This window comes from Achromobacter sp., assembly GCF_049647645.1.
Classification (GTDB): Bacteria; Pseudomonadota; Gammaproteobacteria; order Burkholderiales; family Burkholderiaceae_B; genus Achromobacter.
The window spans coordinates 55,164-79,658 of the sequence record NZ_JBARYB010000054.1; the positions used below are offsets into that span (position 1 = coordinate 55,164).

The window sequence follows — 24,495 nt, forward strand, 5'->3', positions numbered from 1 at the left end:
GCGCGCCGCGCCGGGAGCCGGTCGGCCCGCTCCCGTTTCACGCGCCGTGGCGTGCGTATCTGGAGAGCTTACTCCTCGCTGGTCCACTCCACCTGCACGCCGAGGCTGCGCAGGTTTTCGACGAAACGGGGATGGGCGCGGCGGATCGGCGTGGCGTTACGGATTTCCGAACGGCCATCGATGCTGCTGGCGATCATGAACAGCGCGATGGCGACGCGGATGATGTACGGGCTTTCAACCACCGCAGGCGTCAACGGCCTGCCGCCGAACGTGATCAATCGGTGCGGATCCGACGAGAACACGTGCGCGCCGAACTTGGATAGTTCGCCAGTCCAGCCCAGCGCGCCGTCGTAGACCTTGTTCCAGAACATGGCGTTGCCGTCGGCGCACACGCCCAGCGCGATGAAGATGGGCAGCAGGTCCACCGGGAAATAGGGCCACGGCGCCGCCTCGACCTTGGTCAGCACATTGCTGGTGAACGGCGTCTGCACCTTCAGCGGACCGGAACGCAGCGCGCGCGACCAGCCGTTCTCGTGCACGATCTGCACGCCGAACTTGGCGAAGGTGCGGTCGATCAGCGGGAAGTTCTCCGGTGTGCTGTTGCGCACCACCACGTCGCCGCCCGTGATCGCGCCCAGCGCGAGAAAGGTGGTGATTTCGTGGAAGTCTTCCTCGAAGGTGAATTCGCCGCCGCCCAGGCGGGCGCCGCCGCGCACCGTCAGCCGCGAGGTGCCGATGCCGTCGATATCCGCGCCCATCATCGCCATGAAGCGGCAGAACTCCTGCACGTGCGGCTCGGAGGCCGCGTTCGTCAGGGTCGATTCGCCCTGCGCGGCGGCGGCGCACAGCACGAAGTTCTCGGTGGTGGTGACCGAGGCATAGTCCAGCCAATGATGGGTCGGCTTCAGGGGGCCGCTGCTGCGGACCAGCAGCGAGCCGCTGGCGCGTTCCACCTCGCCGCCGAAGGAGCGGAAGATATCCACGTGCGGATCGATCTCGCGCACGCCCAGCGTGCAGCCCTTGACGTTGTCTTCCAGTCGCGCCACGCCAAAGCGCGCCAGCAGCGGCGGCACCAGCATGATGGACGAGCGCATTTCCTCGGGCAGCCGGTGGGCGGCGGCATCGAAGGCGGTGTCGCGGTGGTGCAGGTCCAGCGTGCGGGTGGATTCGTCCAGCCTGACGTCGCTGCCCAGGGTGCGGAAGATGTCCAGGATCTTGCGCACGTCGGTGATGTCGGGCACGCCATGCAGCCGCAGCGGCTGGTCGGTCAGCAAGGTGGCGCACAACACCGGCAGGACCGCGTTCTTGTTGGCCGAGGGGATGACGCGGCCGCGCAAAGGGGTGCCGCCGTGGACGATGAGGTTGGACATGGAGCGAGTAAGGCGAGAAGAAAGGGGGAGAGGGAGCCCGCGGGGGCTCCCGGCAATTTCACACTGTAAGGGCGCGCGGAGCCCGTGTCATGCCGGCCTGGCGGCGCCGGGGCCGGGATTCTTGCGGATCAGGACCCAGCCGCCTATGGTCAGTGCGAGGCCAGCCACCAGATAGGGCAGGCCGAAAATCAGCGCCCAGAAAAACAGCGCCGTATAGGCGTCGTTGGCGGCCTGTTTGCCGCCGGCGGCAGGATCGAACACGCCGGGCTCCATCACCAGCAGGGCGGCCGGCAGGGTCAGCAGGACGGCCGCGCCCAGCGTGGCGCAGCCCCAGCCGATCAGGCGGCGGAAATTCTGCATCCGGACCAGCGCCGCCACGAGGGCGACGCCGATCAGCAGCGACACGACGCTCGCCGCGATCAGCATCCTGTTGATCACGGCCATGTCGGCGGGTGTCGCGGGGTCCGTCAAGCCGAACGCGATCTGCAACGCCGGATTGACGACCCCGAAACTAGCCCAGGCGACGAGCAGGCCAAATGCGATGCTGGCGAGCCACTTGATCGGAGCAGAGGGCATGTGGGAGTCCTGTTCATAATGCGGTGCAGCGAGAATACTGCGGATTGCTACTGACGATTGAGACGGGCGGTAACCGTCATCCGGATAGGGGGCGTCTACGCCCGGCGCCGCATTCTTTCCTGGTGCAGCAGTCTGATCTGCTCGGCGTACTCCGGCACCGGTCCATCGACGGGGATGCCGTCCACGACTTCGGCAATGGCCAGCGGCCGCACCTTGGAAGTGGGTGCGACACCCCATTCCCGCAGCCATTCACGGTACTGGGCGGAGGAACTGGCATAGACGATCCTGCCCAGACCTACCCAGCCGTGTGCCGAGGCGCACATGGAGCAGTGTTCGCCCGAGGTGTAGACGGTGCAGGCGGCGCGCTCGGCGGCTGGCACATTATTGGCGGCCCAACGAGCAATCTCGAATTCCGGATGGCGCGTGCGGTCGCCGCTGGACGCATGGTTATGGTCTTCGAACAAGACCTCGTCGCTGGGCGACACGAGGACCGAGCCGAAGGGCTCGTCGCCCGCGTCCAGCGCCTGTTTCGCCAACTCGACGCATCGGGCCAGGTGTTTCTTGTCCAGTTCGCTGATCATGGGGATTCTCCTTTTGGTGCAAGCGCTGCCGGGCCGTGGGCCGAGGCAGCGGGAACGTCCGGTCGACAGGCGGTAGTCCTGAAATGCTGGTCCGATTCTATCAATAGCGCGGATGGCCAACAGTCGGTGGCAACGGCTTTCACGGCGCCGGAGCGGCCGGCGAATTCGTCTTGCCGAATTCACGCTGGGGCGCCATAGTCGTCAGTTCCGAAGAACTCGCGAGGATCATCCGGATCATGGAAATAAAAAAACAGGCGGGAACCATCCTGCTGCGCAATACGATGGCTTTCGACCGCGCGCACGCGGACGAATTCAGGCAAGCCATCGAGGACGCCGTTCGCTTCGCCCAGGAAAACGCGCCGCAATTGATGGTCCAGGTCTTCTGGGACCTAGACCGCGGTCTCTGCTACAGCTTCCAGCTATACGCGGATTCCGAGGCGATTCTGCGCCACTGGGAGGTGTCGGATCCGCATATAGCCGCGGTCATGCAGCACTGCGTGGTCAAGCAGATGGAGGTGTACGGCAGCCCGAACGACGCCGTGCGCAGCGGTATTCTTGCCGCCGTCGGCAGCGACAAGGTCACGTTCACCCCGGAACTGGTCGGCTACTACCGCCTCGGCTGAACGGGGTGGGGGCTGCCTGACCGGACGGGTCAGTAATACACGTCCACGTAGTCGGTCAGCCCGCCGCAGGCTTCCATCTGCTGCAAGCGCCAGTACTTGCGCTTGCCGGTCGCCCGGAACTCGAATTCGCCGTTGCGCTCGCAGCGCCGGCCCTTGTCCGGCGCGTCCAGGATCAGGATGGTGCCGCGGAAGATGAAGCGGTCGCTGGCGATGGAGACGATATCGCCTTTGATCTTCAACGTGCCCTCGTGGTTGGCCTGTGTGCCTTCGATGCGGACCAGATCGTTCTCGTCCGTCGCGGTCAACTGGCCGCGCTGAGCCGACCAGAGCCACTGCAGCGTGATGCCGCTGTTGTTCATCAGGCGTTCGTACGCGGCCTGGTTCTGGATGTCGGTCTTCTGCACCGAGCCCGACGAGGCGGCCGTGGCAGGGGCCGCCGCAGGCGCGGAGGCCGGAGCGCCTTGATGCGCCTTTATCGGCGGCACCGCCATGGCCGGCGTGGCCGCGGCCAAGGCCAGGCCCGCCGCCAACAGCAGGCTGGACATCCGTTTCTTTCCCTTGGCGATGGTCGTGTCGCGTTCGAGGTTCTTGTGCATGGTTCTCGTCGAGTAGGGGTGGGTGGGCGCGGCCGCCCGGCATGGGCATCCTGACGGGGACACCGCCACGGATGCGCCTGGGCCGAGGGTCGGCGGCGCCTAAATTAGCACGGTCATCGGACCCCGATAATTGCTGTTGTTTGAGCTTGTGTATCCATTGGTTATTTGATTTACCAATAAATACGGCGAATGGCCGTGGCGGTCCGTGCCCCGCCACGCCCGCTCACTGCTTGTCGTTTGCGCTCTGCGCCCGGAATGCCGCTTCCCCCGCATCGGATATCTCGACCCATTTCTTGTCAGGCGGCGCGTCCGCGACATAGCTGTCGTGCCAGTTCCACCACTTGTAGGTTGGCGTCTGCGGATAGCCTTCGGGCGAATCCTCCCAGACCTCCTGGCGGCCCAGTGGGGTGATGTCCAGGTAGTTCCAGGTGCCGCCCATCTGCTCGTCGCCGCGGTTGTTGAGGAAGTAGGTGCGGAAAATGCGGTCCCCGTCGCGGTAGAACACGTTGGTGCCATGCCATTCATCCACGCCGAAATCGGCGTCGAAGCCGTCGGTCAGCGTGTACCAGGGCATTGTCCAGTCCATCTGGGCTTTCAGCCGCGCAATGTCCGCCTGCGGCGCCCGGGACACGAAGACCAGGGTGGTGTCGCGGGCGTTCAGGTGGGCCAGGTGGGCGACCTGGTCGGCCACCATCGAGCAACCCCGGCAGGCATGTTCCGGCCAGCCGTACACGCCGGGCTCGAAGAACGCGCGGTAGACGATCAATTGGCGGCGGCCGTCGAACAGGTCGGGTAGGGCGAGCGTGCCCTTGGGGCCGTCGAAGGCATAGGTCTTGGCCACCGCCGTCCACGGCATGCGCCGGCGTTCGGCGGCCAGGCCGTCGCGGGCGCGGGTATGGGCCTTTTCCTTCAGCAGCAGTTGTTGGCGGGCTGTCTCCCATTCTTCGGGCGACACGACCGGGGGCGTGTGCATGCGGGTGCTATGGCTGGGTGCGGTCATGGTGTCGGTACCTCCTTATCGCGGGCCGCTGCCCTGGCGCAAGGGTCTGCGCGCAGCGAGGCTGCAGGGCGGCCTGGAAACAGTCTGGCATCGCCGGACCCGGAGGGGGGAGTAACAAATGCGGCGCCATTCGGGCGGCGGCCGGGTTCAGAAGCTCACCGCCAGGCCCACCGAGAAGCCCGACACATTGGTGCCGAAGACATAACGGCCCACCAGCCGGGTGCGGGTGATGAACACGTTGTAGGCGCTGGAGTCCAGTTCCAGGCCCGCGCCCACCGACGTCAGCCGGTCAAATCCAAGGATGCCGCGCTGGTCGCCCAGGAACTCCGAGTGCGTCAGTTCCAGCACATAGCGCAGCGGCCGCTGCAGCATCACGAATCCCGTGGGCGCACGGTACCGTGCCCACAGATTGGCCGATTGCGCCGTGGCATGGCCCTGGACGGCCGCCGAGCTATTGAAGCTCTGCAAGCGCATGTCGGAATAGCGCAGTTCCACGTCGACTTCATAGCCGGGCCGGTAATGCTCGTAGTCCAGCATCAGCGAACCGCCCAGGCCGTAGGCGTTGAGGGAACCTCGGTCCAGGAAGCTGATGTCCTTGCCGGTCTGGCGCCCCACGTACCAACTGGCGGCGCGCAGATCGCTGGTGACGTTGCCCAGCGCGAAGTTGAAGATGGGGCGCAGCTTCAGCTCGTCGGTCAGCTTGAAATCCCAGCCTATGCCGCCGGTGGCCGAAATGCTGTTCCACTTGGTGGGGATGCTGCGCGACTCCGCGCCCTGCGTGGCGATAAAGGTCGGGTCGTAGCGGCTTGCGGCCAGCACGCCTTCCAGATAGATGGGAAAGGACTTGGAGATGGTGTCGCCGCCTCCGAGCTGGGTCATGGCGAACTCGCTGGACCCTGAGACCGATCCGCTGCCGCTGCCTATGTTCAGGGAACTGGTCGTGATGTCGGGCACGATGGAGAACGACATGATGGCCAGTACGCCGTTGGCGCGTTTTTGCAGGTCGTCCTTGCTGAGGCGCAATCCCTGCTGCGCCATGGCGGGGGCCGTCGTCCCGCAGGCCAGCAGGGCGAGCAGCCAGCCCGAACGCCGTATCGCCATTCTCACGGGCATGGGCATGTCATCTCCGGAATGAATGCGTGTCCAAATAGCAGCCGAGCTCGCGGCGCAAGCGAATCTACTGGGCTGCGACTGGCGGGTCAACCATGGACTGACGCTGAGCGGCCAGGAGCACGTCGCTCTGGTCGATCCGGATGACCCCTATTCGCGGAAACTCGAAATCCACGATGATGTACATCGCCGCCGTCATGACCACCGCATAGACGAGCTGGTGCAGCCAGCTGTCGCGCTGGGAGGTCGCCAGCTTCGATCCGATGAGGCAGGCGCACACCAGGGCCAGAAAGACCAGGAAGGCGTAGGTCGCGACCGGCGGGTGGATTTTTTGCGCGACCGTCTGCGCGGTGGATACGTCGAACATGTCATTGACGGCGCCTATGTACGAAGTGGCAAAGGGCGGCACGGTATTGCGAGCCGCGCTCATCGATGTGGTCCAGATTTCCTTCTGCAGCGCGCTCACCCTGGCCGCGATCGCGTCGCGCTGGTCCAGTTCGGCGACGTGGCTGTAGTATTCGATGCGCCCGTCCACATAGCGCCGGAACTGCTCGCGCAGCTTAGGCTGATCCTGGGCATTGAGCATGTCGATGCGCAGCCAGGCCGTGCCGATGGAATTGACCTCCAGGACCAGGAGGTTGCGGCGCTCTGCCATGCGCTGAGCCGCGCCCGAAAACGTGAAGGCCACCAGCAAGCCCAGCAGCGCGAACACGGACGCCTCGATGGCGGCGGTCCCGGCGCCGCTCTTATCGTCGGCGCCATCGCCCAGACGTTTGCCGATTCTCATCGCAACCAGCAGCAGCAGAAAGAACAGGACAGCCAGGCCGGCCAACAGAAGTGAATAGCTCATTTTTCACCATGCGTTCAATCAGGGTTAATCGGATACGCCAGTGTTGCTGAACCGATCCCGCCCAGACTCGCCCCGGAACCCGGCGGGCATGCTTGAGTCAGCTCAGCCTTTCTTTCCTGTCTTGCGCGATGCCGCGCCATAGCGTGACGCGGTTGCGCCCGGTTTGCTTGGATTCGTATAAGGCTTCGTCCGCGCGCCGAATCACTTCAGTGGAGGACTCGCCGTCCTGCGGCCACAATGCGATGCCGATGGATACCGTGACGCTGCCCACGCCATCCGGCATGGCGCGTGCCGCCACGGCGGCCCGCAGCCGCTCAGCGACCTCGTGGGCCTGCGATGCGGAATGCGTGGGCAGCAAGGCAATGAACTCTTCTCCGCCCACCCGGAAGGGGCTGTCCTGGCCGCGCAGGCCATTGCGGATCACCTCGGCCAGCGCCATCAGCACTTTGTCGCCCGTCAGGTGGCCGAAGGTATCGTTGATCCGCTTGAAGTGGTCCAGGTCCATGGCGATCACGGCAACGGGCGTCCGGTTGGCTGCGAGTCCAGCCAGGACCTCGTTCATGGCCCTGCGGTTCAGCAGCCCGGTCATGGGATCCGTCTGGGCCTGGACATTCAGTCGCCCCACCTCATGCCGATGTTGATCCAACTTGAGTTGCACGGCCTCGCGCAAGGTGTCGGCCTCTGCGTACCAGGCGTTGAGCTGTCCGAGGTCCTGGCCGGTGGAGTGGCCAGCGGTCATCGCGCGCGTCAGCCGTGACAGCGGCCGCGCGATGGCATACGCCAGGCCGCAGACCAGCGCCAGCGTCAGCACCACCGCGGGCGCCGCGGAGCGCAGCGACTCCATGAGCAGGAGGCGCAAGGGCGACAGCACCTGGTCCAGGGAGCGCTGGGCCACGACCGCCCAATTGTTCTTGGCCAAGGGCGCATAGCCGATCAGGACCGCGCCGCCCGCCGCATCGGGCAACAGCGCGGCACCGTCGCGGCGGGCCGGATCGATGCTTGCCAGATCGAGCGCCGCGCCATCCGCATGTTCTCGATAAAGCACCTCGCCCGCCTTGCTGACCAGGAACACCGACATGCCGGCGGCGTCGTCCCGGCCGCTGATCACCCGGTCCATGCCGCTGCCTTCGTCCAGTTTGACGGCAATGGCCAGATAACCCGATGGCGCGCCAGCGGCGTCTTCTATCGGCTCGACCAGGGTGAGGGTGGTTGCTTCCTGGTCGGATCGAGCCGCAACCCATTCGCCCTCGCGCAGCGCCTTGACGCCTTGATCGGCCAGGAATTGGACATTGGCCTGCGCATGCCCGGCGTCCGCCGCGCGCGCGATGATTTTGCCGGAGCTATCCGCGAGCATCGCTGCGGCCGCTGAGTCGACCTGGCTGGTCAGCCGCTGCAATTCACCCTGGACCGCCGCCGGGTCGTCCAGGCGCGAAGCGAGCTGGCGGGCGCTGGCGCGGACCTGCCGATGCACGGCATCGATGTAGACGCTGATGACTTCAGCCAGCTTTTCGGCATGCGCGAGGTTGGCGGCCAGCGAGTTCTTGATGATCTGCGCCTTTTGCACCTGATAGCTGGAATACAGCGCATTGGAAAAGCCGACCGCCACGCTCAGCACCGCCAAGGCGACGAGCACCGCGTGCAGCCCGATCTTGCGCTTGCGCGTAACCGCGCGACGTGACGGTGAGATCATCGAGACTCCAGGCAATATGCCATGCGAGCTGGTGTTCGGCCGACTGTACTTGGACAAAGATAAATGGGTGGCCCGCTGCTTGCAACGCCAGGCCCATTTAATCGCAATTCATGATTGATTTGCTGAAAAATCTGTGTAGGATTTATCCGTTGTTGTCGATCTAGCGCCGTGTGATGCCCCAGTCACGCCAGTAATTTCTTCTTACTTTCGCCGCGTCGGTCATCACGCCTTGCCGTCCTCTTCACGCGTGACCCCGTTCTTCGCATTCGCCTGACTCAGTTGCCCGTCAGAACAGCCACTTGGCGCTGTTCTGCTTATACCGCCGTCTGGAGAAAAGAGATGATGAAGCTGATTAGCCGCGCGATTGTCTTCCGCTCGCAACAGGACGCTGCGCTGTGGCGCCGCAGTCCGGCCCCCGCGGCCTTGACCGCGCTGGCCATCGCGCTCGCGAGTCCTGCATGGTCGGCCGAAGGGCCCAAACCCGCCGAAGCTTCCACCAAGGCCGCCAACGCGGCTTTGCTGAAAGAGTTGCCGTTCTCGGACAAGACGGCCTTCGAACTTGCGCACAAGGGCTTCATCGCGCCGCTGCCCGCCGGCATGATCAAAGGCGCCGAGGGCAACCTGGTATGGGATTCGGATAAGTACGGCTTCATCAAGGAAGGCTCGGATGCGCCGGATACCGTCAATCCCAGCCTGTGGCGGCAAGCCCAGCTGATCAATATCTCGGGCCTGTTCCAGGTCATGGACGGAATCTACCAGGTCCGCAACCTGGACCTGTCGAACATGACCATCGTCGAAGGCAAGGAGGGCCTGACGATCATGGATCCGCTGATCTCCACCGAAACGGCCAAGGCCGCGCTGGACCTCTACTATCAGCATCGTCCCAAGAAGCCGGTCGTGGCGGTGATCTATACCCACAGCCATGTGGACCACTACGGCGGCGTGCGAGGCGTGGTGGACGAGGCCGACGTGAAAGCGGGCAAGGTGAAGATCTACGCCCCGCTCGGCTTTCTTGAACATGCCGTGGCCGAAAACGTGATGGCCGGCACCGCCATGAGCCGGCGCGCCAGCTACATGTACGGCAATCTGCTGCCGCCCAGCGCGACGGGGCAGGTGGGGGCGGGCCTGGGCACCACGACGTCGGCAGGCACGGTCACGCTGATCCCGCCCACCGACATCATCGAAAAGACGGGCGAAAAGCGCACCATCGACGGCCTCACCTACGAATTCCTCTACGCGCCCGGCAGCGAGGCGCCCGCCGAGATGCTGTACTTCATCAGGGAAAAGAAGGCGCTCAACACGGCCGAGGACTCGACCCACACGCTGCACAACACCTACTCCCTGCGCGGCGCCAAGATCCGCGATCCGCTGGCATGGTCCAAGTATCTGAACGAGGCCCTGAACCTGTGGGGCGACGACGTCGAAGTGATGTACGCCATGCACCACTGGCCGGTCTGGAACAACAAGGACGTGCGCGAACAGCTGAGTCTGCAGCGCGACATGTACCGCTACATCAACGATGAAACCTTGCGCCTGGCCAACATGGGCCTCAACAAGGAAGAGATCGCCGAACAGGTCAAACTGCCGAAATCGATTGCCACCAAGTTCTCGAACCGGGGCTATTACGGGTCGGTCAACCACAACGTCCGCGCGACCTACGTGCTCTACCTGGGCTGGTTCAACGGCAATCCCGCCACCTTGCACACTCTGCCCATCGAGGAGGGCGCCAAGCGCTACGTCGACATGATGGGCGGCACCGACGCGCTGGTGAAGAAAGCGCGCGAGTACTACGCCAAGGGGGATTACCGCTGGGTCGCCGAAGTCGTCAATTATGCGGTGTTCGCGGATCCGAAGAACCAGGAGGCGCGCAATCTGCAGGCCGATGCGCTGGAGCAACTGGGCTATCAGGCGGAAAGCGGCCCGTGGCGCAACTTCTACCTGACTGGCGCCAAGGAACTGCGCGAAGGCGTGCAGAAGCTGCCGGTGCCGGACACCGCCAGCCCGGACACCGTGCGCGCCATGACGCTCGACATGCTGTTCGACTATTTCGCCGTGCGCCTGGACCGCGAAAAGACCGAGGGCAAGCACGTGGTGCTGAACGTGGACTTCACCGACACCAAGCAGCAGTACATGCTTGAAATGGCAAACAGCGTGCTCAACCATTCCGAAGGCAAGCAGGCCAAGGAACCCAGCGCCAGCGTGTCGTTGACCCGCGATACGCTCAACAACATCATGCTGAAGCAGACCACGCTGAAGGACGCGATGGCCAAGGGGGATGTCAAGGTCACGGGCGATCAGACCAAGCTCGCCGAAGTCTTCGGGGCGCTGGATGACTTCCCGTTCTGGTTCAACATCGTGACGCCGTAAGGCGGAATGCGAGAGGCCGATCCTGGCCTCTCGCCGCATGCGTCGAAGTCCCGCGCACCCGTTGCGCGCGCACGACTATCGGCAGGAGGATGAACATGGCTAGCAAAAACACCATTTGCCTGTGGTACGACCGGGACGCGCTGGAAGCCGCGCAGTTCTATGCCCGCACTTTTCCCGACAGCGCCGTGGGCAAGGTGCTGCGCGCGCCTGGAGACTATCCCTCCGGCAAGCAAGGCGACGTATTGACGGTGGAGTTCACCGTGGCGGGCATTCCCTGCGTGGGACTGAATGGTGGTCCCGCCTTCAAGCACAGCGAGGCCTTTTCCTTCCAGATTGCCACCGAGGACCAGGCCGAGACCGACCGCTTGTGGGACGCCATCATCGGCAATGGCGGTCAGGCCAGCGATTGCGGCTGGTGCCGGGACAAGTGGGGCCTGTCCTGGCAGATCACGCCGCGCATGCTGATAGAAGCGATCTCGGACCCCGATGCCGCCGTCGCCAAGCGCGCCTTCGACGCCATGATGACGATGAGCAAGATCGATATCGCGACCATCGAAGCGGCGCGGCGGGGCTAGGAAGGCGGACTCCTCCTTTTGGTTGATTCCGGCGGGAACGGCGCGATCTATCATGGAGGCGCCGCGCGCGGACCGGTCATCAGCAAGACCCGTTCCCAGGTTTGGCGGCGTTTGCCGTATCTTCCTCGGGGAGCTTTCCTATGGCCACGCTCGCGGTTCGCCTCATGGCGGCCATCGTGCTTGTTGTGGGCATCGGCGCCGCGGCGCAGGCAGGGCCCGGGCAGGCCATTGAGGCTACCGGCACGTCCCGCTCCTCGTCTTCCTCTTCCTCGCGCAGCAACACCGGTGCAGCCATCGACGCGGCGCAGCGGGCGTTGAGCGATTATCTGCGCGATTCCAGCCAGCAGGACGATGCACTGCTCGACCAGGGCGCGCAGGACCGTCTGCGGCAGCAGTACGAGGACGCGCAGCGCGCGGCCGCCCAGGCCCGGGCGAAGCAGCAGGAGGCCGACTACCTGCGCAACCGCGACCGGATCAAGGAGCGCTACAGCGCCGATCCCGCCCTGAATCCCTGGGGCAACAACCCCGCCAGCCGCGACAAGCCGCGCAATGCGCCCGCCGACGCGCCAGATCCATCGGTGTCAGCCAAGGCCGCGGCCAAGGACCCCGGGCTCGATTACGCCGGCCAGGCCTGCGAGTATTTCACCCGACCCTCGGACGCCGCGCATCTGAACTATTACAGTGAAGGTTCGACCGTCGTCTACGGCGGGCGGGTCTATCAATGCCGGGACGGGCGCTGGGCGTACCGCTATCCCGACACGGTGCTGAACGCTCGCGACCGCACCCGGCTGTCGGCCACGCAACAGGAGAAGTGACATGCCATTGTTCGCGTCGGTCATGACGGCCGTGCTGGCGTCTTCGACCCTGGGGGCGCCGCTGGGTTTGGGAACGGCAAGCAGCGAAGCCTTGTACAAAGCCTATTCCAGTGCCCTGGATGAGGGCTTTCAGGCCATGGGGCCCAGCATGAAGCGCGCGCTGGCGACGTATTGCCAAGATGGGCAGTCTGTCGATGGCTACTGTATTTGGGTGGTGCAAGGGGCCATCATAGGCAGCCATCTCAGCGGCAATTACGAGGATGTGCTGCGCTACAGCGATCGTTACGCCGTCGCGAGGTTGGCCGACCTGCGGTCCAGGCGCGAGCCTGCCGGCGCCTGCCTGCCTACCTACGTGAGCACGGTGAAACCGGGCACGACGAGCACCTTGATCTCGTGGAGTTCCCCTGTGCCGTCGCTGGTCTACCTTGCGCAAGCCCGCCTCAAGCGGCCCGCAACGGGCTCGTATTATCAGGCGTTCTATTGCGCGCGCCGGGCGAAGAATGAGCTGCTGGACGCCTATGACCCCGAGCATTCCAGCGTGCCGGCGAGCGAAGCGGAAGCGCGCGTGGCGCGTAAGTTCGAGGCGGAAATCCTGCGGCCCATGCGCGCGGAGAGCGAGCGGCTGCAAGCTGAACTCGCCCGCACGATCCAGTCCGACAGCACGGCGCTCAGCCGCAATTTTCTACAGAATGCAGTGCTGTACGGAAACGCCTATGCCGCGTGCAGCCGGGCCCGCTTCCCGGCCAATCTCTGCGGCTACCTGAGCGCGGACCGAATCGAGGTGGAGTTTTACGAATCCAAGATTTGAGCTTGCGGGTCGGCCCGGCCCTCAGCCCCCGGCCGGCAGCACCCGGAGCCCCGTGCGCTTGACGAACTCCTCGTAACTGATGGGCGGTCCTGCCTTGGTGCTGGCGGCGTTCGCCTGCCAATGCACCCACGAGCGTCCCGTCGTGGCGTCGTACACGACCTTGTAGATATAGGTGGGCACGGCGACGCCGGATCCGATGGTCTTGGGCTTGTCGGCATAGACCGGCCCCGTGAAGACGTACACGTCGCCCGCGGCGCGCATCACGTACTTGCGGGTGTCCTGCTCGATGCTGCTCCAGGCGCCGCCGTTATGCGTCTGGTCCTGCGGCACCATATTGGCCAGCGAGAAACTCTGCGCCATGGCCTCGGGGCTGGACATGTCGCCGGCCGGCGCCATGTGGCCGCGGGAATAGCCAGAGCCGCGGTAGTCGTCCAGTTCGGCCCGTTCGGCGCGCGGCAAGCGCGCCTCGGCGTAGAACTTGTCGGTCCGGCGCTGCCCCTGGGCCTGGGTCAGCATCTGCCGGTTCAGGCGTTCGGCCACGAACACCGGCGTCCTGGTCTGTCCGTCGTGCAGGATGGCGAAGGCGGAAAAACACACCTCCCGCAGCTTCTGGCCGCCGGGCACTTCGGGCGGGCGGGAATGCGGAAAGAACTGCCGGCATTCCGCAAACATTGTTTGAACCGGCGCCCCTGTCCGCGCTGCGGTCGGTACCGCCGCGGGTGCCGCGTGCTCGCGTTGCTGCGGCCAGCCCAGGCGCGTGATGACTTCCTGCACGGGCGCGGGAATCCGCCACTGCGGATTCAGCATGTAAGTGGCGGCGCCGAAACTCGCCAGCGACGAGAACAGCAGGGCCTTCAGGAATCGGGGGAAACGGCCGCTGGATCGGGAACCGGCGCGGGCCTTGGATCTGCTGGGGGGACTTCTCTTTTTGGAAGCGGGTGTCTTCGCGCGCGTCATTACTACCTGTGAGCTACTGCCCGATTGCGGTTGGCAACCGGCACCGTCCCGGATTGTAGATGAGTGGCGAATTTGCCACTGATGACGATTGTTTCTTGATGCGAGACAGTGGCGTCGCCCTTATGCCACATGCGAAGAAACCGCCGCGCGCAAGGGGTTACGCTATGTTTCAACGACATATTTCCCACGTAGAATTCCTGCTGGCCCCGCGATGCGGCGGCGCGCTACCCAAGCATTCAAGATGTACGTCGATCTCCTCACTCTTTACTTCATCATCATCGGAACGCTGCTCGCCAGTGCAGGCCTGACGTTCTGGGAGCATCGGACCCATCCCAGCCGCAGCGGATCATTGCGCATCCTGGCGGCGGGCTTCGCCACGCTTGCGCTGGGCTGTACCGTCGTGCTGTTTCGCGCTCGATTGCCCAGCCCGCTCGGCTCGGCGGTCGCCAACCTCATTGTCCTCAGCGGCTATCTGCTGATCATGAACGGCGCGGCTTCGCTGAGCGGCAGGCGCTACCGCGGCGCTTCCATCGGGCTGTTGATCGTCATGGCGCTTATCTGGCTGGCGGCCGGCGAGCAGCGAGAGGACATGGTCTGGAAGTACGTCAGCGCATTTCCCATCGCGCTGGTCAGCGCCATGACGGCCTGGGAGCTGTTTCGCTGCCATGCGCTCAGGCCGCTGATACCGCTGCGCATCGCGGCCGCGGTGGCCAGCATCCACGCGCTGGTCTACACCGCCCGCGCCTTCATCCTGCCGTGGTGGGTGGCCGAGCATGGGCCGGCGATACACCTGACCGCCAGCACCCTCACCATGTACGAAGGCGTGCTGTATTCGATCGTGCTGCCGATGACACTGCTCAAGCTGATCCGCGAAGAGACGCACGGCCAGCTGCTGCGGGAATCGCAGACCGACTACCTGACCCGCCTGGGCAACCGCCGGTGGTTCTTCGAGCAGGGCGCGCGCATCATCGAGGCCGGGGCGGGGCGCGGGCCGATTGCGGTCCTGGCGTTCGACCTGGACCAATTCAAGGCGATCAACGACCGGCACGGACACCAGGCAGGCGACCAGGTGCTGAAGTTCTTTGCGGAGTCCGCCCGCTGCGTGCTGGGCGCCGATGTGCTGCTTGCCCGCATCGGCGGTGAAGAATTCGCCGCGCTGCTGTCCGGCCAGGACGCGCGCCGCGCCACCGTGCTGGGCGCGGCCGTGGCGCAGCACTTTGCCGGTACGGTGTCGAGGCGGGACGACTGCCCCGGCATCCCGGCCACGGTCAGCGTGGGGCTGGCGCAGTTCGAGGACAAGGTTCCGTCCCTCGCCGATGCGCTGGCCGCGGCCGACCGGGCCTTGTATCAGGCCAAGGCGCTGGGCGGGAACCGGGTGGAGTTGGCCTTGGCAACCGCGGGTCCGGTGAGCTGCTGACGGCGTCCGGCCCCGGCGCGCGTCAGGCTTTGCGCCGCGAACGCGGCCTGGGCGCCACGCCCATGCGCGGATCCCGCGCCAGCGCCAGCCGCACCATCCGCGCCGCAATCGTCTCGAAGTCCTCGTCGGTCTGCGGCAGGTACAGCCATTTCCCCAACACCGGGTGCGGCCGCAGGGCCGGGAACTCCGTCAACAGCGCCTCCTGGCGTTCCTGCGAGGTGCACACCAGCAGGCCGCTCCATGGATCGTCGCGGTCGGCCGCCACCAGGTACAGCAGGCCGTCCAGGTAGGCCGCATCGCAGCCGAACATCTTGCGGCGCATATAGTCGGCATCGCGCTCCAGCGGCTCGAGGATCCAGAGCAGGGAATTGAGGCGGACGGTCCGTTGCTTCGGAGGCGGGGCGAATGGGTCTGATCGGTTGCGCATGGAATGACGCCAGGCGGGATGCGGTTGCGGCGGGAGCCTAAGAATAATGGTAATAATGGCGCCAGATCAAAGCTTCGTGATCCTGGACATCGCTGGAAATTCGATCCGGGAGTGCCGGGCGATCTATGATCCTGCGCCGCCGGCGCAAGCGGCGGTCATTGCCCGGTCGGCGGGCTCAGCCCGCCGCGCTGCCTATAATGGCTCCGATCCCCGCTTCGACGGCAGTTGTGCCGTGCTTCATGTCCTCCTTGCCTTTACGCGTGCTGTCGGTCATCCCGCCGATGACGCAGCTCAATACCCCTTATCCGTCCACCGCCTACCTGACCGGCTTTCTGCGGTCGCGCGGCGTGACCTCGTTCCAGGAAGACCTGGCGCTCGCCCTGGTGCTGCGCCTGCTGTCGGCCGACGGCCTGCGCGCCGTGGCGGAACGCATCGCCCAACTGCCCGCCCAGAAGCACACGCCCGCGGTTCAGGCCTTCGTGGCGCAGCAGGCGCGCTACCTGGCGACCATAGAACCCACGATTGCCTTCCTGCAGGGCCGCGATCCCACGCTGGCGCACCGCATCGTCGGTCGCAATTTCCTGCCCGAAGGGCCGCGTTTCAGTTCGCTGGAGGTGTACCTGGATGAAGATGGCGGCGATCCGCTGGGCTGGGCGTTCGGCGCGCTGGGCCTGCACGACCGGGCCAAGCACCTGGCCACCCTGTACCTGAACGACTTGGCGGATGTGTTGCGGGACGGCATCGACTCGCGCTTCGAATTCGTGCGCTACGCCGAATCGCTGGCGGGCAGCCAACCCACGTTCGACCCCTTGGCCCAGGCGCTGGCGGCCCCGCCGACGCTGGTGGACGACATGCTGCGCAGCCTGACTGCGGAGGCGCTGGCCCGCCACACGCCCACCATGGTGCTGCTGTCCGTGCCGTTCCCGGGCGCCGTTTACGCCGCCTTCCGCATCGCTCAAACCATCAAGGCGCACGATCCCTCCATCGTTACCGTGCTGGGCGGCGGCTTCGTTAACACCGAACTGCGCGAACTGAAGGATCCTCGGGTCTTCGACTACTTCGACTACGTCACGCTGGACGCGGGCGAACGGCCCTTGCTGTCGCTGCTGGAGCACGTGCAGGGCAAGCGTTCGCGCCAGCGCCTGGTGCGGACCTTCCTGCGCGACGCTGACACCGGCGCGGTGCGCTACGTGAACATGGTCGAGCCCGACATCGCCTTCGCCGAAGTGGGCACGCCCACCTGGGACGGCCTGCCGCTGGATCGCTACCTGTCGCTGCTGGACATGCTGAATCCCATGAACCGGCTATGGAGCGACGGGCGCTGGAACAAGCTGACCGTGGCGCATGGCTGCTATTGGAAGAAATGCAGCTTCTGCGACGTCAGCCTGGACTACATCGGCCGCTACGAAGGCGCGTCCGCCGAGGTGCTGGCGGACCGCATCGAGGCCATCGTGCGCGAAACCGGGCAGACCGGCTTCCATTTTGTGGATGAAGCCGCGCCGCCCAAGTCGCTCAAGGCGCTGGCGACCGAACTGATCGCCCGCAACACCGGTATTTCCTGGTGGGGCAATATCCGCTTCGAAAAGACTTTCAGCCCCGAACTCTGCGAACTGCTGGCCGACAGCGGCTGCATCGCCGTCTCGGGCGGCCTGGAGGTCGCGTCGGACCGCCTGCTGAATCTGATGAAGAAAGGCGTGTCGGTGGAACAGGTGGCGCGGGTCACGCGCGCCTTCACGGACGCCGGCATCCTGGTGCACGCCTACCTGATGTACGGCTTTCCCACGCAGACCGTGCAAGACACCGTGGACGCATTGGAGTACGTGCGGCAGCTGTTCGACAACGGCTGCATCCAGAGCGGCTTTTTCCACCGCTTCGCCTGTACGGTGCATTCGCCGGTGGGCAAGAACCCCGAGGAATATGGGGTGACGCTGCGGCCCTTGCCGCCGGTCACTTTCGCCAAGAACGACATTGGATTCCATGACCCCACGGGCGTGGACCACGACGCGCTCGGTAAGGCATTGAAAAAGGCCATCTACAACTACATGCACGGCATCGGGCTGGATGAGGACGTGCGCAGCTGGTTCCCGTTCCATGTGCCGAAGACTACGGTGGCTAAGCATCGGATCAGCCGGGCGTTGAGCCAGCGGGGGTAGGGCCAGCGCGGCGGGCGACCAGCCGCACCGGCGCGCGGGACCGCCGCCGCGCTAGCGCAGCAGCACATCCTCGTAGAACGCTCCGATCGGCCGCTGCGCATCGCGCACCTGGATTTCGAGCACCCAGATTCCATCGGCAGGCACGAAATCCGCCTGCGCCAGCAGATGCTTGCCATACAGCGCGTGCGGGAAGTCCGAGACCCGGTGTCCGGGAATCTCCCGCACCAGTTCGCAGCCATGCTCGCGCGCATATTCGGCCGCGCGGTCATACAGGGCGGCGCCCGTCAGACCTTCCAGCCACGCCAGGCGGGCGCGTCGGAAGACCTCGCGCGCGGCTTCGGCGCAGCGCTGGCGGTCCGCGTCCGCGCCCAGCACGAAGGTGTCGCCGTAGTCGCCCTCGTGGCCGTCCCATACGGGGCCGATGTCCAGCACGAAGATGTCGTGCTCCTGCAGCTTGCGGTCGTAGTCGGTGCGCTGGACGGGCGGCGATTGCGTGTCCGGGCCGAAGCGCACATAGGTCGGATGCCAGTTATTGGACGCGCCCATCCGGCGCAGGTGGTCGTCCGCCACGGCGATGGCCTCGCGCGTGGTCATGCCGGGCCGCATCAGCGCGGCGATCTCTGCCACCGCCTGCATCGAACGCCGGCGCGCGTCGAGGATGCCTGCCAGCGTATAGCGCGGGCTGATGCGCTCCCAGGGATGCGCTTCACGCTGCGGCGGGACGCCAGCCGTGCCGTTGGCCGCCGGGTGGAAGGCTTCGGCCCGATATCGGGCCGCCGGCAGGCCGGCCGCCAGCAGCCGTTCACGGGCCGCGCTCACCATTGCCGGGTTGCCGCAGGCGTAGACCAGGCTGCGGGACCAGTCATGGCCCGCCGCCACGGCTGCGTCCTGCACGTGCCGGCCCGCATGGCGATGCTGCGCGCCATCTGCTGCAGCATCCTCGAAGCCCTCGGCCGTGGACAGCACGGAATGCCACTGGAACCCGTCGCCTTTGCCCTGCAAGGCGTTCAGCATCTGGGCGGCGTAGCAATCGTCCGGCGTCCGGCCGCCCCAGTAGAGCGTCACCGTCTTCAACGCTCGGCTTTGCAGCGCGGCCATGAGGATGGGCGCTACGCCGGCATAGCCCGTGCCGGTGGCCAGCAACACCAGGTGATCCATGCCTTCCGGCTCATCTGCGGGCCAGGTGCAGTCGCCTTGGGCTGGGTCCAGGATCAGCGTGTCACCAGGCTGAAGCCCGGGCAGGACGCCGTCGGTGAAGGCCCCGCCAGGCATGCGGCGGATGTGGAACTCCAGCCGGGCCGGCCCCGCCGCGCCGGGCGCGTTCGCGATCGAGAAGTTGCGGCGGGCGCCGCCTTCCAGGACCATCCGGGCATGCTGGCCGGGCAGGTAACCGTAGTCCTCCCCGTCCTGCAGTTCGACGATCAGTTGGGTTACGCCCGGGGCCAGCGGCAGGCGCGACACCACGCTGGCGCGGCGCGGCGGCAGGGGCTGCTCGGGGGCGCTCCAGTGCGGAAAGCGCAGCGTCAGGTCGCTGGCCGCGCGGCACTGGCACATCAGCAGTTCGTCGCTGGCGGTCTGGTAGCTGCCGTCCGCGGGCGGTGCGATGCGTTCGTAGTTGCCGTCCACGACCACGGCGCGGCACGAGCCGCAGGCTCCGCGCTGACAGGAGAAGGGCACGGGGATGCCCTGGGCCAACGCCGCTTCCAGGATCGAGGTCATGCCGTCCGTGATGAAGGGGCCGGTTTCCAGGCTGATGGTGTGGCAGGGCGCAGGGGTGGTCATGGCTGGTTCCAGGAAAATTGCCCCATACGAGGCTCAGGCCGCCAATCTACCGATAGAATGGCTACATGATATAGAGCCATTTCTGTCAATATGAACAAGCCACTTTCCACCGGACCAGGCGCGAAGCGCCAGGAAGCCAGCCTGGACCTGCCGATGGATGCCGCGCGCCCCGGGGAATCCAAGCAGGCCTGGGTGTACCGCGAGATTCGCGAACGCATATTGAAGGGCGCGTTGCCCTCCGGCGCGCGCCTGCCGTCCACGCGCAGCCTGGCCGGACGCTGGCATATTGCGCGCTCCACGGTCGAGGCCGCCTACGATCAATTGCGCAGCGAAGGCTATACCGCGGGCGCGGTCGGCTCGGGCACTTATGTCGCAGCGGTGATTCCGGACAACTTCTTCCGGGCAGGGTTGCCAGGCGAGCGCGCCGCAATGCCCAAGACGCGAGGGCCGATCTCCGCCTCGCAAGCGGACGCTGCGCCGCCGGCGCCAACCGCCAGCGCGCCGCCGGGCGCGCCGCACATGGCCGCGCTCTTCGCGCCGCTTCAGCCCAATTCCCAGTTCTTCTCGCGCAGCGCCGACGCCGCGCTCTTTCCCATGGAACGCTGGCGCAAGGGCTTGATGGCCAGCGCCCGGCGCGTGACGCCAGCCCAGCTGGCCAATGACGAGCCGCAAGGCTGGCGCCCGCTGCGCGAGCAGATCGCCCGCTACCTGGGCGCGGCTCGCGGCATCAGCTGCGATCCGGACCAGGTCATCGTGCTGGGCGGCATCCGGGACGGCCTGGACCTCTGCGGCCATCTCCTGCTGCAGCCGCAGGATCGGGTGTTGATCGAGGATCCCGGCTACCTGAACGCCCAACCCATTTTCGGGCAATACACGCGCCAGATCGTGCCGCTGGCCATCGACGCAGAAGGTTTTCCGGTCGCGCAGGCCCGGCGCCAGCGCGGCGTGAAGCTGGTGCACGTCACGCCCGCCCACCAGGCGCCCACTGGCGTCACCATGCCGGTCTCGCGCCGCCTGGAACTGCTGGACTGGGCCGCGCAGGCAGGTTGCTGGATCGTCGAGGACGACTACGACAGCGAATTCAGCTACGACGGCGCGCCCCTGGCCGCCTTGAAAAGCCTGGACACGGCCGACCGCGTCATCCATTGCGGCAGTTTCAACAAGACCCTGTTCAACGCCTTGCGTATCGGCTATGCGGTGGTGCCCAAGGAGCTGGCGCCCGCTTTCGTGCAGGCGCGCCGCCGGGCAGGGCGCTCCCCCAGCATCATCGAACAGATGACGCTGGCGGCGTTCCTGCAGGACGGCGGCTTCGCGCGCCATGTGCGCAAGGCGCGCGGGGTGTATGCGCGCCGGCGTGACGCTGCATTGCGCGCCTTGCGGCAGGCGGTAGGCAGCGACGAATTGCGCGTCAGCGGCGAGCACGCCGGCTTTCATCTGCTGTGGCAGTTGCCGCCGGGCTGGGATATGGCGCAGGCCGTGGCGGCGGCGCGGACGGCGGGCGTGGGCATGCAGCCGGTAGCGGATTTTTGCCGCAAGGTGGAGCTGCCGCCGGGCGTGGTGGTGGGCTACAGCGCCGTGGACGAAGAGGCCCTGCTGAAGCTGGGTACGCTATTGCGGCAAGCGGCCCCGGGTCAGGGGCAGATGCAGGATCCGGCGCTGCTGCGCCGCCTGCTGCGGGTCAAGGACCGCATGGACGCAGCCTCGCACGAAGCCTGGCCGGTGGAGCGACTGGCCGAGGTCAGCGGCGTTTCCAAGGCGCACTTCGCGCATTCCTTCAAACGCGCCTTCGGCCTGCCGCCGCATCGCTACCTGCTGACGCGGCGCATCGAGCAAAGCGTGGCCATGCTGCGGGATACGGAGCAGAGCGTCACGGAAATCGCCTACGCCACGGGCTGGGAAAGCCTCGGCACCTACAGCCGCATCTTCCGTGACATCACCGGCCTCAGTCCCAGCGCCATGCGCGCGCAGGCGCGCGCCGGGACGCAGCCGCTGGACCGAGTGCCCGCCTGCGTCGTGAAGGCCGCGCAGCGCCCCGATCTCAATATCGCTGTTTTGGAGAAGCGGCGCCGCGAGGCCGACGGTAAATTTCCGCCATCAACCAAGGAGGTCATATGAACCTAGGTATCAATGTGGCGGGTGTGTACGTGGACGATCAGGACGCGGCGCTGGCGTTCTACGTCGACAAGCTCGGCTTCCGCGTCCATACGGACGTGCGCAACGGACCGTACCGGTGGCTGACGGTCCAGCATCCTGAGCAGCCCTCATTCCAGCTCGGTCTGTTCACGCCCGGGCCACCCATCCATGACGAGGCTACCGCGCAAATACTGCGCGCCATGGTCGCGAAGGGGGCCATGCCTCCCCTGGTCCTGCACGTGGCGGACTGCCGCGAAAGCTACGCCCGTTTGCAGGCTCAAGGCGTCGAATTCACGCAGGAGCCGATTGAACGCTACGGCAGCGTGGACGCCGGCTTTCGCGATCCCGCGGGCAATGGCTGGAAGATGATCCAGGCGCCGCGGGCCTCGGCATGACATCCGGCCCCGGGGCGACGAAGGCGTGATCAGTAAGTAATCCGCACCGAGGCCGCGCTGCGCTCGGCCCGCGTGCGGGAGACAGCTTCGATGTTGTTGCCGTCCGGATCCAGCACGAACGCGGCGTAGTAGCCGGGATGGTAGGCAAGCCGCTCGCCCGGCGGGCCGTTGTCCCGGCCGCCATGCGCCATCGCCGCCTGGTAGAACGCATTCACCATGGCCTGGTCTTCCGCCTGGAACGCCAGGTGGATGCGGCCGGTCAGCTCACCCTGCACTTCGGCGCTGCCGGGCGCGGAGATGAACAGTTCGTCAGCCCAGAAGTTCTTGTCGTCGGAGCCGCCGATCGGAATCTTCAATGCATTGAAGACGGCGGTATAGAACGCCTTGCTGGCGGGCAGGTCGCGCACGACCAGTCCGATGTGATCGATCAAGCGGCCCTTATGTCGTTCTTTCTGCGCCATGAATCGCTCCTGGCTATCGAGTTGAGGGTAGGAATCAGGGTGTCAATCAGGGGTGTCAGACTACGCTTGCCGGCTTCCCGTTTCAAGCCGCCGCCTGGCCCTCAGCTGCCTTGCCCGCGCGGCGTTGCCTGCTCAGTCCTTGCCTGCCATGGCCCGCATGGGTTGGCAGGTCAGTTCCTTCTCTTCTTCCCCGAACTCCGCCATGGCCTTGCGCGCCTTGGCGTAGGCGCGCAGATAGGCTGCATCGAAAACGATGGATGACACGCCGGACTCGCGCGTGGCGGACTGCTGTCGCTTCTTCAGGAGTTCCAGCAGCTCGGGGGTGAGCACGTCGCAATATTCCATGATGGCGTGGATCTGGGCCAGGGAAACGGCCCGCTCCAGGTTCTCTTGCGCCGAGGCGGTTGCGGCTCCCAGCGACAGGATGGCGGCTGCGGCCCAGATGGCGGGTTTGAGCAGGGGATGGGGCATTGCGGGGTAGTTCCGTTCATATTGCGAGAGACCGCATTTAACACGATCCGCGACGAGGCTCGCTTCGATGCTCAATGAATTGCGGCTGTCGGTCTACAATTCCTCCCGCTCCATCCGGGGGCTCAGGCTGTCTGTACGTGTAGTGTCGATAAGGGTCTACCCATGCGTCTGAACCAGTGCCAGAACTTCCACGACTTTCGCCGCATGGCCCGCCAGCGGCTGCCGGGCCCCATCTTCAACTACATCGACGGCGCCGCCGACGACGAAACCACCTATCGCCGCAACACAGCGGCCTTCGAAGCCTGCGACCTGCTGCCCGACGTGCTGCGCGGCGTGGCCGAGGTGGACATGTCGGTGACCGTCATGGGCCAGAAGCTGGCGCTGCCGGTCTATTGCTCGCCGACCGCCTTGCAGCGCCTGTTCCATCACGACGGCGAACGCGCGGTCGCCGCCGCCGCGGGCAAGTTCGGCACCATGTTCGGCGTGTCCTCGCTGGGCACCGTCAGCCTGGAAGAGGCCCGCAAGATCAGCGGCGGCCCCCAGGTCTACCAGTTCTACTTCCATAAGGACCGCGGCCTGAACCGCGAAATGATGGTCCGTGCCAAGGAGGCCGGCGTCCAGGTCATGATGCTGACCGTGGACAGCATCACCGGCGGCAACCGCGAGCGCGACAAACGCACGGGCTTCGCCATCCCGTTCAGGCTCAATCTCGCCGGCATCGCGCAGTTCGCCATCAAGCCGGCCTGGGCGCTCAACTATCTCACCCATGAACGCTTCCGGCTGCCGCAGCTGGATAGCCACGTCGACATGGGCGGGGGTGCCATGTCCATCAGCCGCTACTTCACCGATATGCTGGACCCGGCCATGACTTGGGACGACGTTGCCGCCATGGTGCAGGAATGGGGCGGGCAATTCTGCTTGAAGGGGGTGATGTCGGTGGAAGACGCCAGGCGCGCGGCCGACATCGGCTGCACTGGCATCGTGTTGTCCAATCACGGCGGCCGTCAACTCGACGGCTCGCGCAGCGCCTTCGACCAGCTTGCGGAAATCGTCGACGCGGTCGGTGACCGCATCGACGTGATGATGGACGGGGGCGTGCAGCGCGGCACCCATGTGCTCAAGGCCCTGGCCTTGGGCGCCAAGGCGGTGGGGCTGGGCCGCTACTACCTGTTCCCGCTGGCGGCCGCGGGCCGGCCCGGTGTAGAGCGGGCGCTGGAACTGATGCGGGTCGAGATCGAGCGCGCCATGAAGCTGATGGGCTGCCGGACCGTCGCGGAATTGCAGCGGCGGCACTTGCGGTTCCGCTGATCGATAGGGCTTGGCGGATCGGGCCGGACA

23 protein-coding genes are annotated in these 24,495 nt (G+C 65.8%); 10 read left to right on the top strand and 13 right to left on the bottom strand.

What is annotated here, in order from left to right; genetic code table 11:
- Positions 1–68: 68 nt before the first annotated feature.
- The 3 genes from WBB14_RS05980 to WBB14_RS05990 form a co-directional block, all read right to left on the bottom strand.
- Entirely contained in the window at positions 69–1,370 is a 1,302-nt protein-coding gene (locus WBB14_RS05980; protein ID WP_424239009.1) for a UDP-N-acetylglucosamine 1-carboxyvinyltransferase, read from the bottom strand.
- Between the two features lie 87 nt (positions 1,371–1,457).
- Positions 1,458–1,946, bottom strand: a complete 489-nt coding sequence (locus WBB14_RS05985; protein ID WP_424239010.1) for a hypothetical protein — start codon at positions 1,944–1,946, stop codon at positions 1,458–1,460.
- Positions 1,947–2,041: 95 nt separating this feature from the next.
- The gene (locus WBB14_RS05990) at positions 2,042–2,527 is read right to left on the bottom strand and encodes a nucleoside deaminase (protein WP_424239011.1); all 486 of its coding nucleotides are present in this window, start codon (positions 2,525–2,527) and stop codon (positions 2,042–2,044) included.
- A 236-nt stretch (positions 2,528–2,763) separates the two neighbouring features.
- On the opposite strand from WBB14_RS05990, the gene WBB14_RS05995 reads away from it, so the two are divergent.
- Positions 2,764–3,150: a hypothetical protein gene (locus WBB14_RS05995; protein WP_424239012.1), complete on the top strand. Its 387-nt coding sequence runs from the start codon at positions 2,764–2,766 to the stop codon at positions 3,148–3,150.
- 29 nt (positions 3,151–3,179) lie between these two features.
- Here WBB14_RS05995 and WBB14_RS06000 read toward each other — a convergent pair whose 3' ends face one another.
- The 5 genes from WBB14_RS06000 to WBB14_RS06020 form a co-directional block, all read right to left on the bottom strand.
- Positions 3,180–3,746 (bottom strand): hypothetical protein, encoded by a 567-nt coding sequence (locus tag WBB14_RS06000; RefSeq protein WP_424239013.1) that lies wholly within the window; start codon positions 3,744–3,746, stop codon positions 3,180–3,182.
- Between the two features lie 223 nt (positions 3,747–3,969).
- Positions 3,970–4,746, bottom strand: a complete 777-nt coding sequence (locus tag WBB14_RS06005) for a DUF899 domain-containing protein (protein WP_424239014.1) — start codon at positions 4,744–4,746, stop codon at positions 3,970–3,972.
- A gap of 147 nt (positions 4,747–4,893) precedes the next feature.
- A complete protein-coding gene (locus WBB14_RS06010) occupies positions 4,894–5,865 on the bottom strand; it encodes a hypothetical protein (RefSeq protein WP_424239015.1) in 972 nt (323 codons plus the stop codon).
- 58 nt (positions 5,866–5,923) lie between these two features.
- Positions 5,924–6,706, bottom strand: a complete 783-nt coding sequence (locus WBB14_RS06015) for a hypothetical protein (protein ID WP_424239016.1) — start codon at positions 6,704–6,706, stop codon at positions 5,924–5,926.
- Positions 6,707–6,803: 97 nt separating this feature from the next.
- Positions 6,804–8,396 carry a diguanylate cyclase gene (locus WBB14_RS06020; RefSeq protein ID WP_424239017.1) on the bottom strand — a complete coding sequence of 531 codons (1,593 nt, stop codon included), beginning with the start codon at positions 8,394–8,396 and terminating at the stop codon, positions 6,804–6,806.
- 342 nt (positions 8,397–8,738) lie between these two features.
- Here WBB14_RS06020 and WBB14_RS06025 point away from each other — a divergent pair, with 342 nt between their 5' ends.
- From WBB14_RS06025 to WBB14_RS06040, 4 genes are all read left to right on the top strand, one after another.
- Positions 8,739–10,763, top strand: coding sequence for an alkyl/aryl-sulfatase (locus WBB14_RS06025; RefSeq protein WP_424239087.1), 2,025 nt, complete (start codon positions 8,739–8,741; stop codon positions 10,761–10,763).
- 95 nt (positions 10,764–10,858) lie between these two features.
- Positions 10,859–11,338 carry a VOC family protein gene (locus WBB14_RS06030; protein ID WP_424239018.1) on the top strand — a complete coding sequence of 160 codons (480 nt, stop codon included), beginning with the start codon at positions 10,859–10,861 and terminating at the stop codon, positions 11,336–11,338.
- Positions 11,339–11,478: 140 nt separating this feature from the next.
- Positions 11,479–12,153 (top strand): hypothetical protein, encoded by a 675-nt coding sequence (locus WBB14_RS06035; RefSeq protein ID WP_424239019.1) that lies wholly within the window; start codon positions 11,479–11,481, stop codon positions 12,151–12,153.
- A 1-nt stretch (position 12,154) separates the two neighbouring features.
- Entirely contained in the window at positions 12,155–12,961 is an 807-nt protein-coding gene (locus tag WBB14_RS06040) for a hypothetical protein (protein ID WP_424239020.1), read from the top strand.
- 21 nt (positions 12,962–12,982) lie between these two features.
- On the opposite strand, the gene WBB14_RS06045 is transcribed toward WBB14_RS06040, so the two are convergent.
- The gene (locus WBB14_RS06045; RefSeq protein WP_424239021.1) at positions 12,983–13,918 is read right to left on the bottom strand and encodes a DNA/RNA non-specific endonuclease; all 936 of its coding nucleotides are present in this window, start codon (positions 13,916–13,918) and stop codon (positions 12,983–12,985) included.
- Positions 13,919–14,159: 241 nt separating this feature from the next.
- Here WBB14_RS06045 and WBB14_RS06050 point away from each other — a divergent pair, with 241 nt between their 5' ends.
- Positions 14,160–15,335 carry a diguanylate cyclase gene (locus WBB14_RS06050; RefSeq protein WP_424239022.1) on the top strand — a complete coding sequence of 392 codons (1,176 nt, stop codon included), beginning with the start codon at positions 14,160–14,162 and terminating at the stop codon, positions 15,333–15,335.
- A gap of 22 nt (positions 15,336–15,357) precedes the next feature.
- On the opposite strand, the gene WBB14_RS06055 is transcribed toward WBB14_RS06050, so the two are convergent.
- Entirely contained in the window at positions 15,358–15,762 is a 405-nt protein-coding gene (locus WBB14_RS06055) for a hypothetical protein (RefSeq protein ID WP_424239023.1), read from the bottom strand.
- A gap of 239 nt (positions 15,763–16,001) precedes the next feature.
- Here WBB14_RS06055 and WBB14_RS06060 point away from each other — a divergent pair, with 239 nt between their 5' ends.
- Complete coding sequence (locus tag WBB14_RS06060) at positions 16,002–17,915, top strand: B12-binding domain-containing radical SAM protein (RefSeq protein ID WP_424239024.1); 1,914 nt, start codon at positions 16,002–16,004, stop codon at positions 17,913–17,915.
- 51 nt (positions 17,916–17,966) lie between these two features.
- Here the strand turns inward: WBB14_RS06060 and WBB14_RS06065 are convergent, their stop codons facing one another.
- Entirely contained in the window at positions 17,967–19,697 is a 1,731-nt protein-coding gene (locus tag WBB14_RS06065; protein ID WP_424239025.1) for a M24 family metallopeptidase, read from the bottom strand.
- Positions 19,698–19,787: 90 nt separating this feature from the next.
- Between WBB14_RS06065 and WBB14_RS06070 the strand changes: the two genes are divergently transcribed.
- Complete coding sequence (locus tag WBB14_RS06070) at positions 19,788–21,812, top strand: aminotransferase class I/II-fold pyridoxal phosphate-dependent enzyme (RefSeq protein WP_424239026.1); 2,025 nt, start codon at positions 19,788–19,790, stop codon at positions 21,810–21,812.
- Positions 21,809–22,225: a VOC family protein gene (locus WBB14_RS06075; RefSeq protein WP_424239027.1), complete on the top strand. Its 417-nt coding sequence runs from the start codon at positions 21,809–21,811 to the stop codon at positions 22,223–22,225. The genes WBB14_RS06070 and WBB14_RS06075 overlap by 4 nt, the downstream gene beginning before the upstream one ends.
- Before the next feature lie 29 nt (positions 22,226–22,254).
- Here WBB14_RS06075 and WBB14_RS06080 read toward each other — a convergent pair whose 3' ends face one another.
- Together WBB14_RS06080 and WBB14_RS06085 are read right to left on the bottom strand one after the other, a co-directional pair.
- Entirely contained in the window at positions 22,255–22,686 is a 432-nt protein-coding gene (locus tag WBB14_RS06080) for a VOC family protein (protein ID WP_424239028.1), read from the bottom strand.
- A 132-nt stretch (positions 22,687–22,818) separates the two neighbouring features.
- Positions 22,819–23,157, bottom strand: coding sequence for a hypothetical protein (locus tag WBB14_RS06085; protein ID WP_424239029.1), 339 nt, complete (start codon positions 23,155–23,157; stop codon positions 22,819–22,821).
- A 162-nt stretch (positions 23,158–23,319) separates the two neighbouring features.
- Here WBB14_RS06085 and WBB14_RS06090 point away from each other — a divergent pair, with 162 nt between their 5' ends.
- Positions 23,320–24,465 (top strand): alpha-hydroxy acid oxidase, encoded by a 1,146-nt coding sequence (locus WBB14_RS06090; protein ID WP_424239030.1) that lies wholly within the window; start codon positions 23,320–23,322, stop codon positions 24,463–24,465.
- Positions 24,466–24,495: the final 30 nt, after the last annotated feature.

Coding starts and splice junctions, on each gene's coding strand:
- WBB14_RS05980 (WP_424239009.1), bottom strand. CDS start 1,370: ATGTCCAACCTCATCGTCCACGGCGGCACCCCTTTGCGCGGCCGCGTC.
- WBB14_RS05985 (WP_424239010.1), bottom strand. CDS start 1,946: ATGCCCTCTGCTCCGATCAAGTGGCTCGCCAGCATCGCATTTGGCCTG.
- WBB14_RS05990 (WP_424239011.1), bottom strand. CDS start 2,527: ATGATCAGCGAACTGGACAAGAAACACCTGGCCCGATGCGTCGAGTTG.
- WBB14_RS05995 (WP_424239012.1), top strand. CDS start 2,764: ATGGAAATAAAAAAACAGGCGGGAACCATCCTGCTGCGCAATACGATG.
- WBB14_RS06000 (WP_424239013.1), bottom strand. CDS start 3,746: ATGCACAAGAACCTCGAACGCGACACGACCATCGCCAAGGGAAAGAAA.
- WBB14_RS06005 (WP_424239014.1), bottom strand. CDS start 4,746: ATGACCGCACCCAGCCATAGCACCCGCATGCACACGCCCCCGGTCGTG.
- WBB14_RS06010 (WP_424239015.1), bottom strand. CDS start 5,865: ATGCCCATGCCCGTGAGAATGGCGATACGGCGTTCGGGCTGGCTGCTC.
- WBB14_RS06015 (WP_424239016.1), bottom strand. CDS start 6,706: ATGAGCTATTCACTTCTGTTGGCCGGCCTGGCTGTCCTGTTCTTTCTG.
- WBB14_RS06020 (WP_424239017.1), bottom strand. CDS start 8,396: ATGATCTCACCGTCACGTCGCGCGGTTACGCGCAAGCGCAAGATCGGG.
- WBB14_RS06025 (WP_424239087.1), top strand. CDS start 8,739: ATGAAGCTGATTAGCCGCGCGATTGTCTTCCGCTCGCAACAGGACGCT.
- WBB14_RS06030 (WP_424239018.1), top strand. CDS start 10,859: ATGGCTAGCAAAAACACCATTTGCCTGTGGTACGACCGGGACGCGCTG.
- WBB14_RS06035 (WP_424239019.1), top strand. CDS start 11,479: ATGGCCACGCTCGCGGTTCGCCTCATGGCGGCCATCGTGCTTGTTGTG.
- WBB14_RS06040 (WP_424239020.1), top strand. CDS start 12,155: ATGCCATTGTTCGCGTCGGTCATGACGGCCGTGCTGGCGTCTTCGACC.
- WBB14_RS06045 (WP_424239021.1), bottom strand. CDS start 13,918: ATGACGCGCGCGAAGACACCCGCTTCCAAAAAGAGAAGTCCCCCCAGC.
- WBB14_RS06050 (WP_424239022.1), top strand. CDS start 14,160: ATGTACGTCGATCTCCTCACTCTTTACTTCATCATCATCGGAACGCTG.
- WBB14_RS06055 (WP_424239023.1), bottom strand. CDS start 15,762: ATGCGCAACCGATCAGACCCATTCGCCCCGCCTCCGAAGCAACGGACC.
- WBB14_RS06060 (WP_424239024.1), top strand. CDS start 16,002: ATGTCCTCCTTGCCTTTACGCGTGCTGTCGGTCATCCCGCCGATGACG.
- WBB14_RS06065 (WP_424239025.1), bottom strand. CDS start 19,697: ATGACCACCCCTGCGCCCTGCCACACCATCAGCCTGGAAACCGGCCCC.
- WBB14_RS06070 (WP_424239026.1), top strand. CDS start 19,788: ATGAACAAGCCACTTTCCACCGGACCAGGCGCGAAGCGCCAGGAAGCC.
- WBB14_RS06075 (WP_424239027.1), top strand. CDS start 21,809: ATGAACCTAGGTATCAATGTGGCGGGTGTGTACGTGGACGATCAGGAC.
- WBB14_RS06080 (WP_424239028.1), bottom strand. CDS start 22,686: ATGGCGCAGAAAGAACGACATAAGGGCCGCTTGATCGATCACATCGGA.
- WBB14_RS06085 (WP_424239029.1), bottom strand. CDS start 23,157: ATGCCCCATCCCCTGCTCAAACCCGCCATCTGGGCCGCAGCCGCCATC.
- WBB14_RS06090 (WP_424239030.1), top strand. CDS start 23,320: ATGCGTCTGAACCAGTGCCAGAACTTCCACGACTTTCGCCGCATGGCC.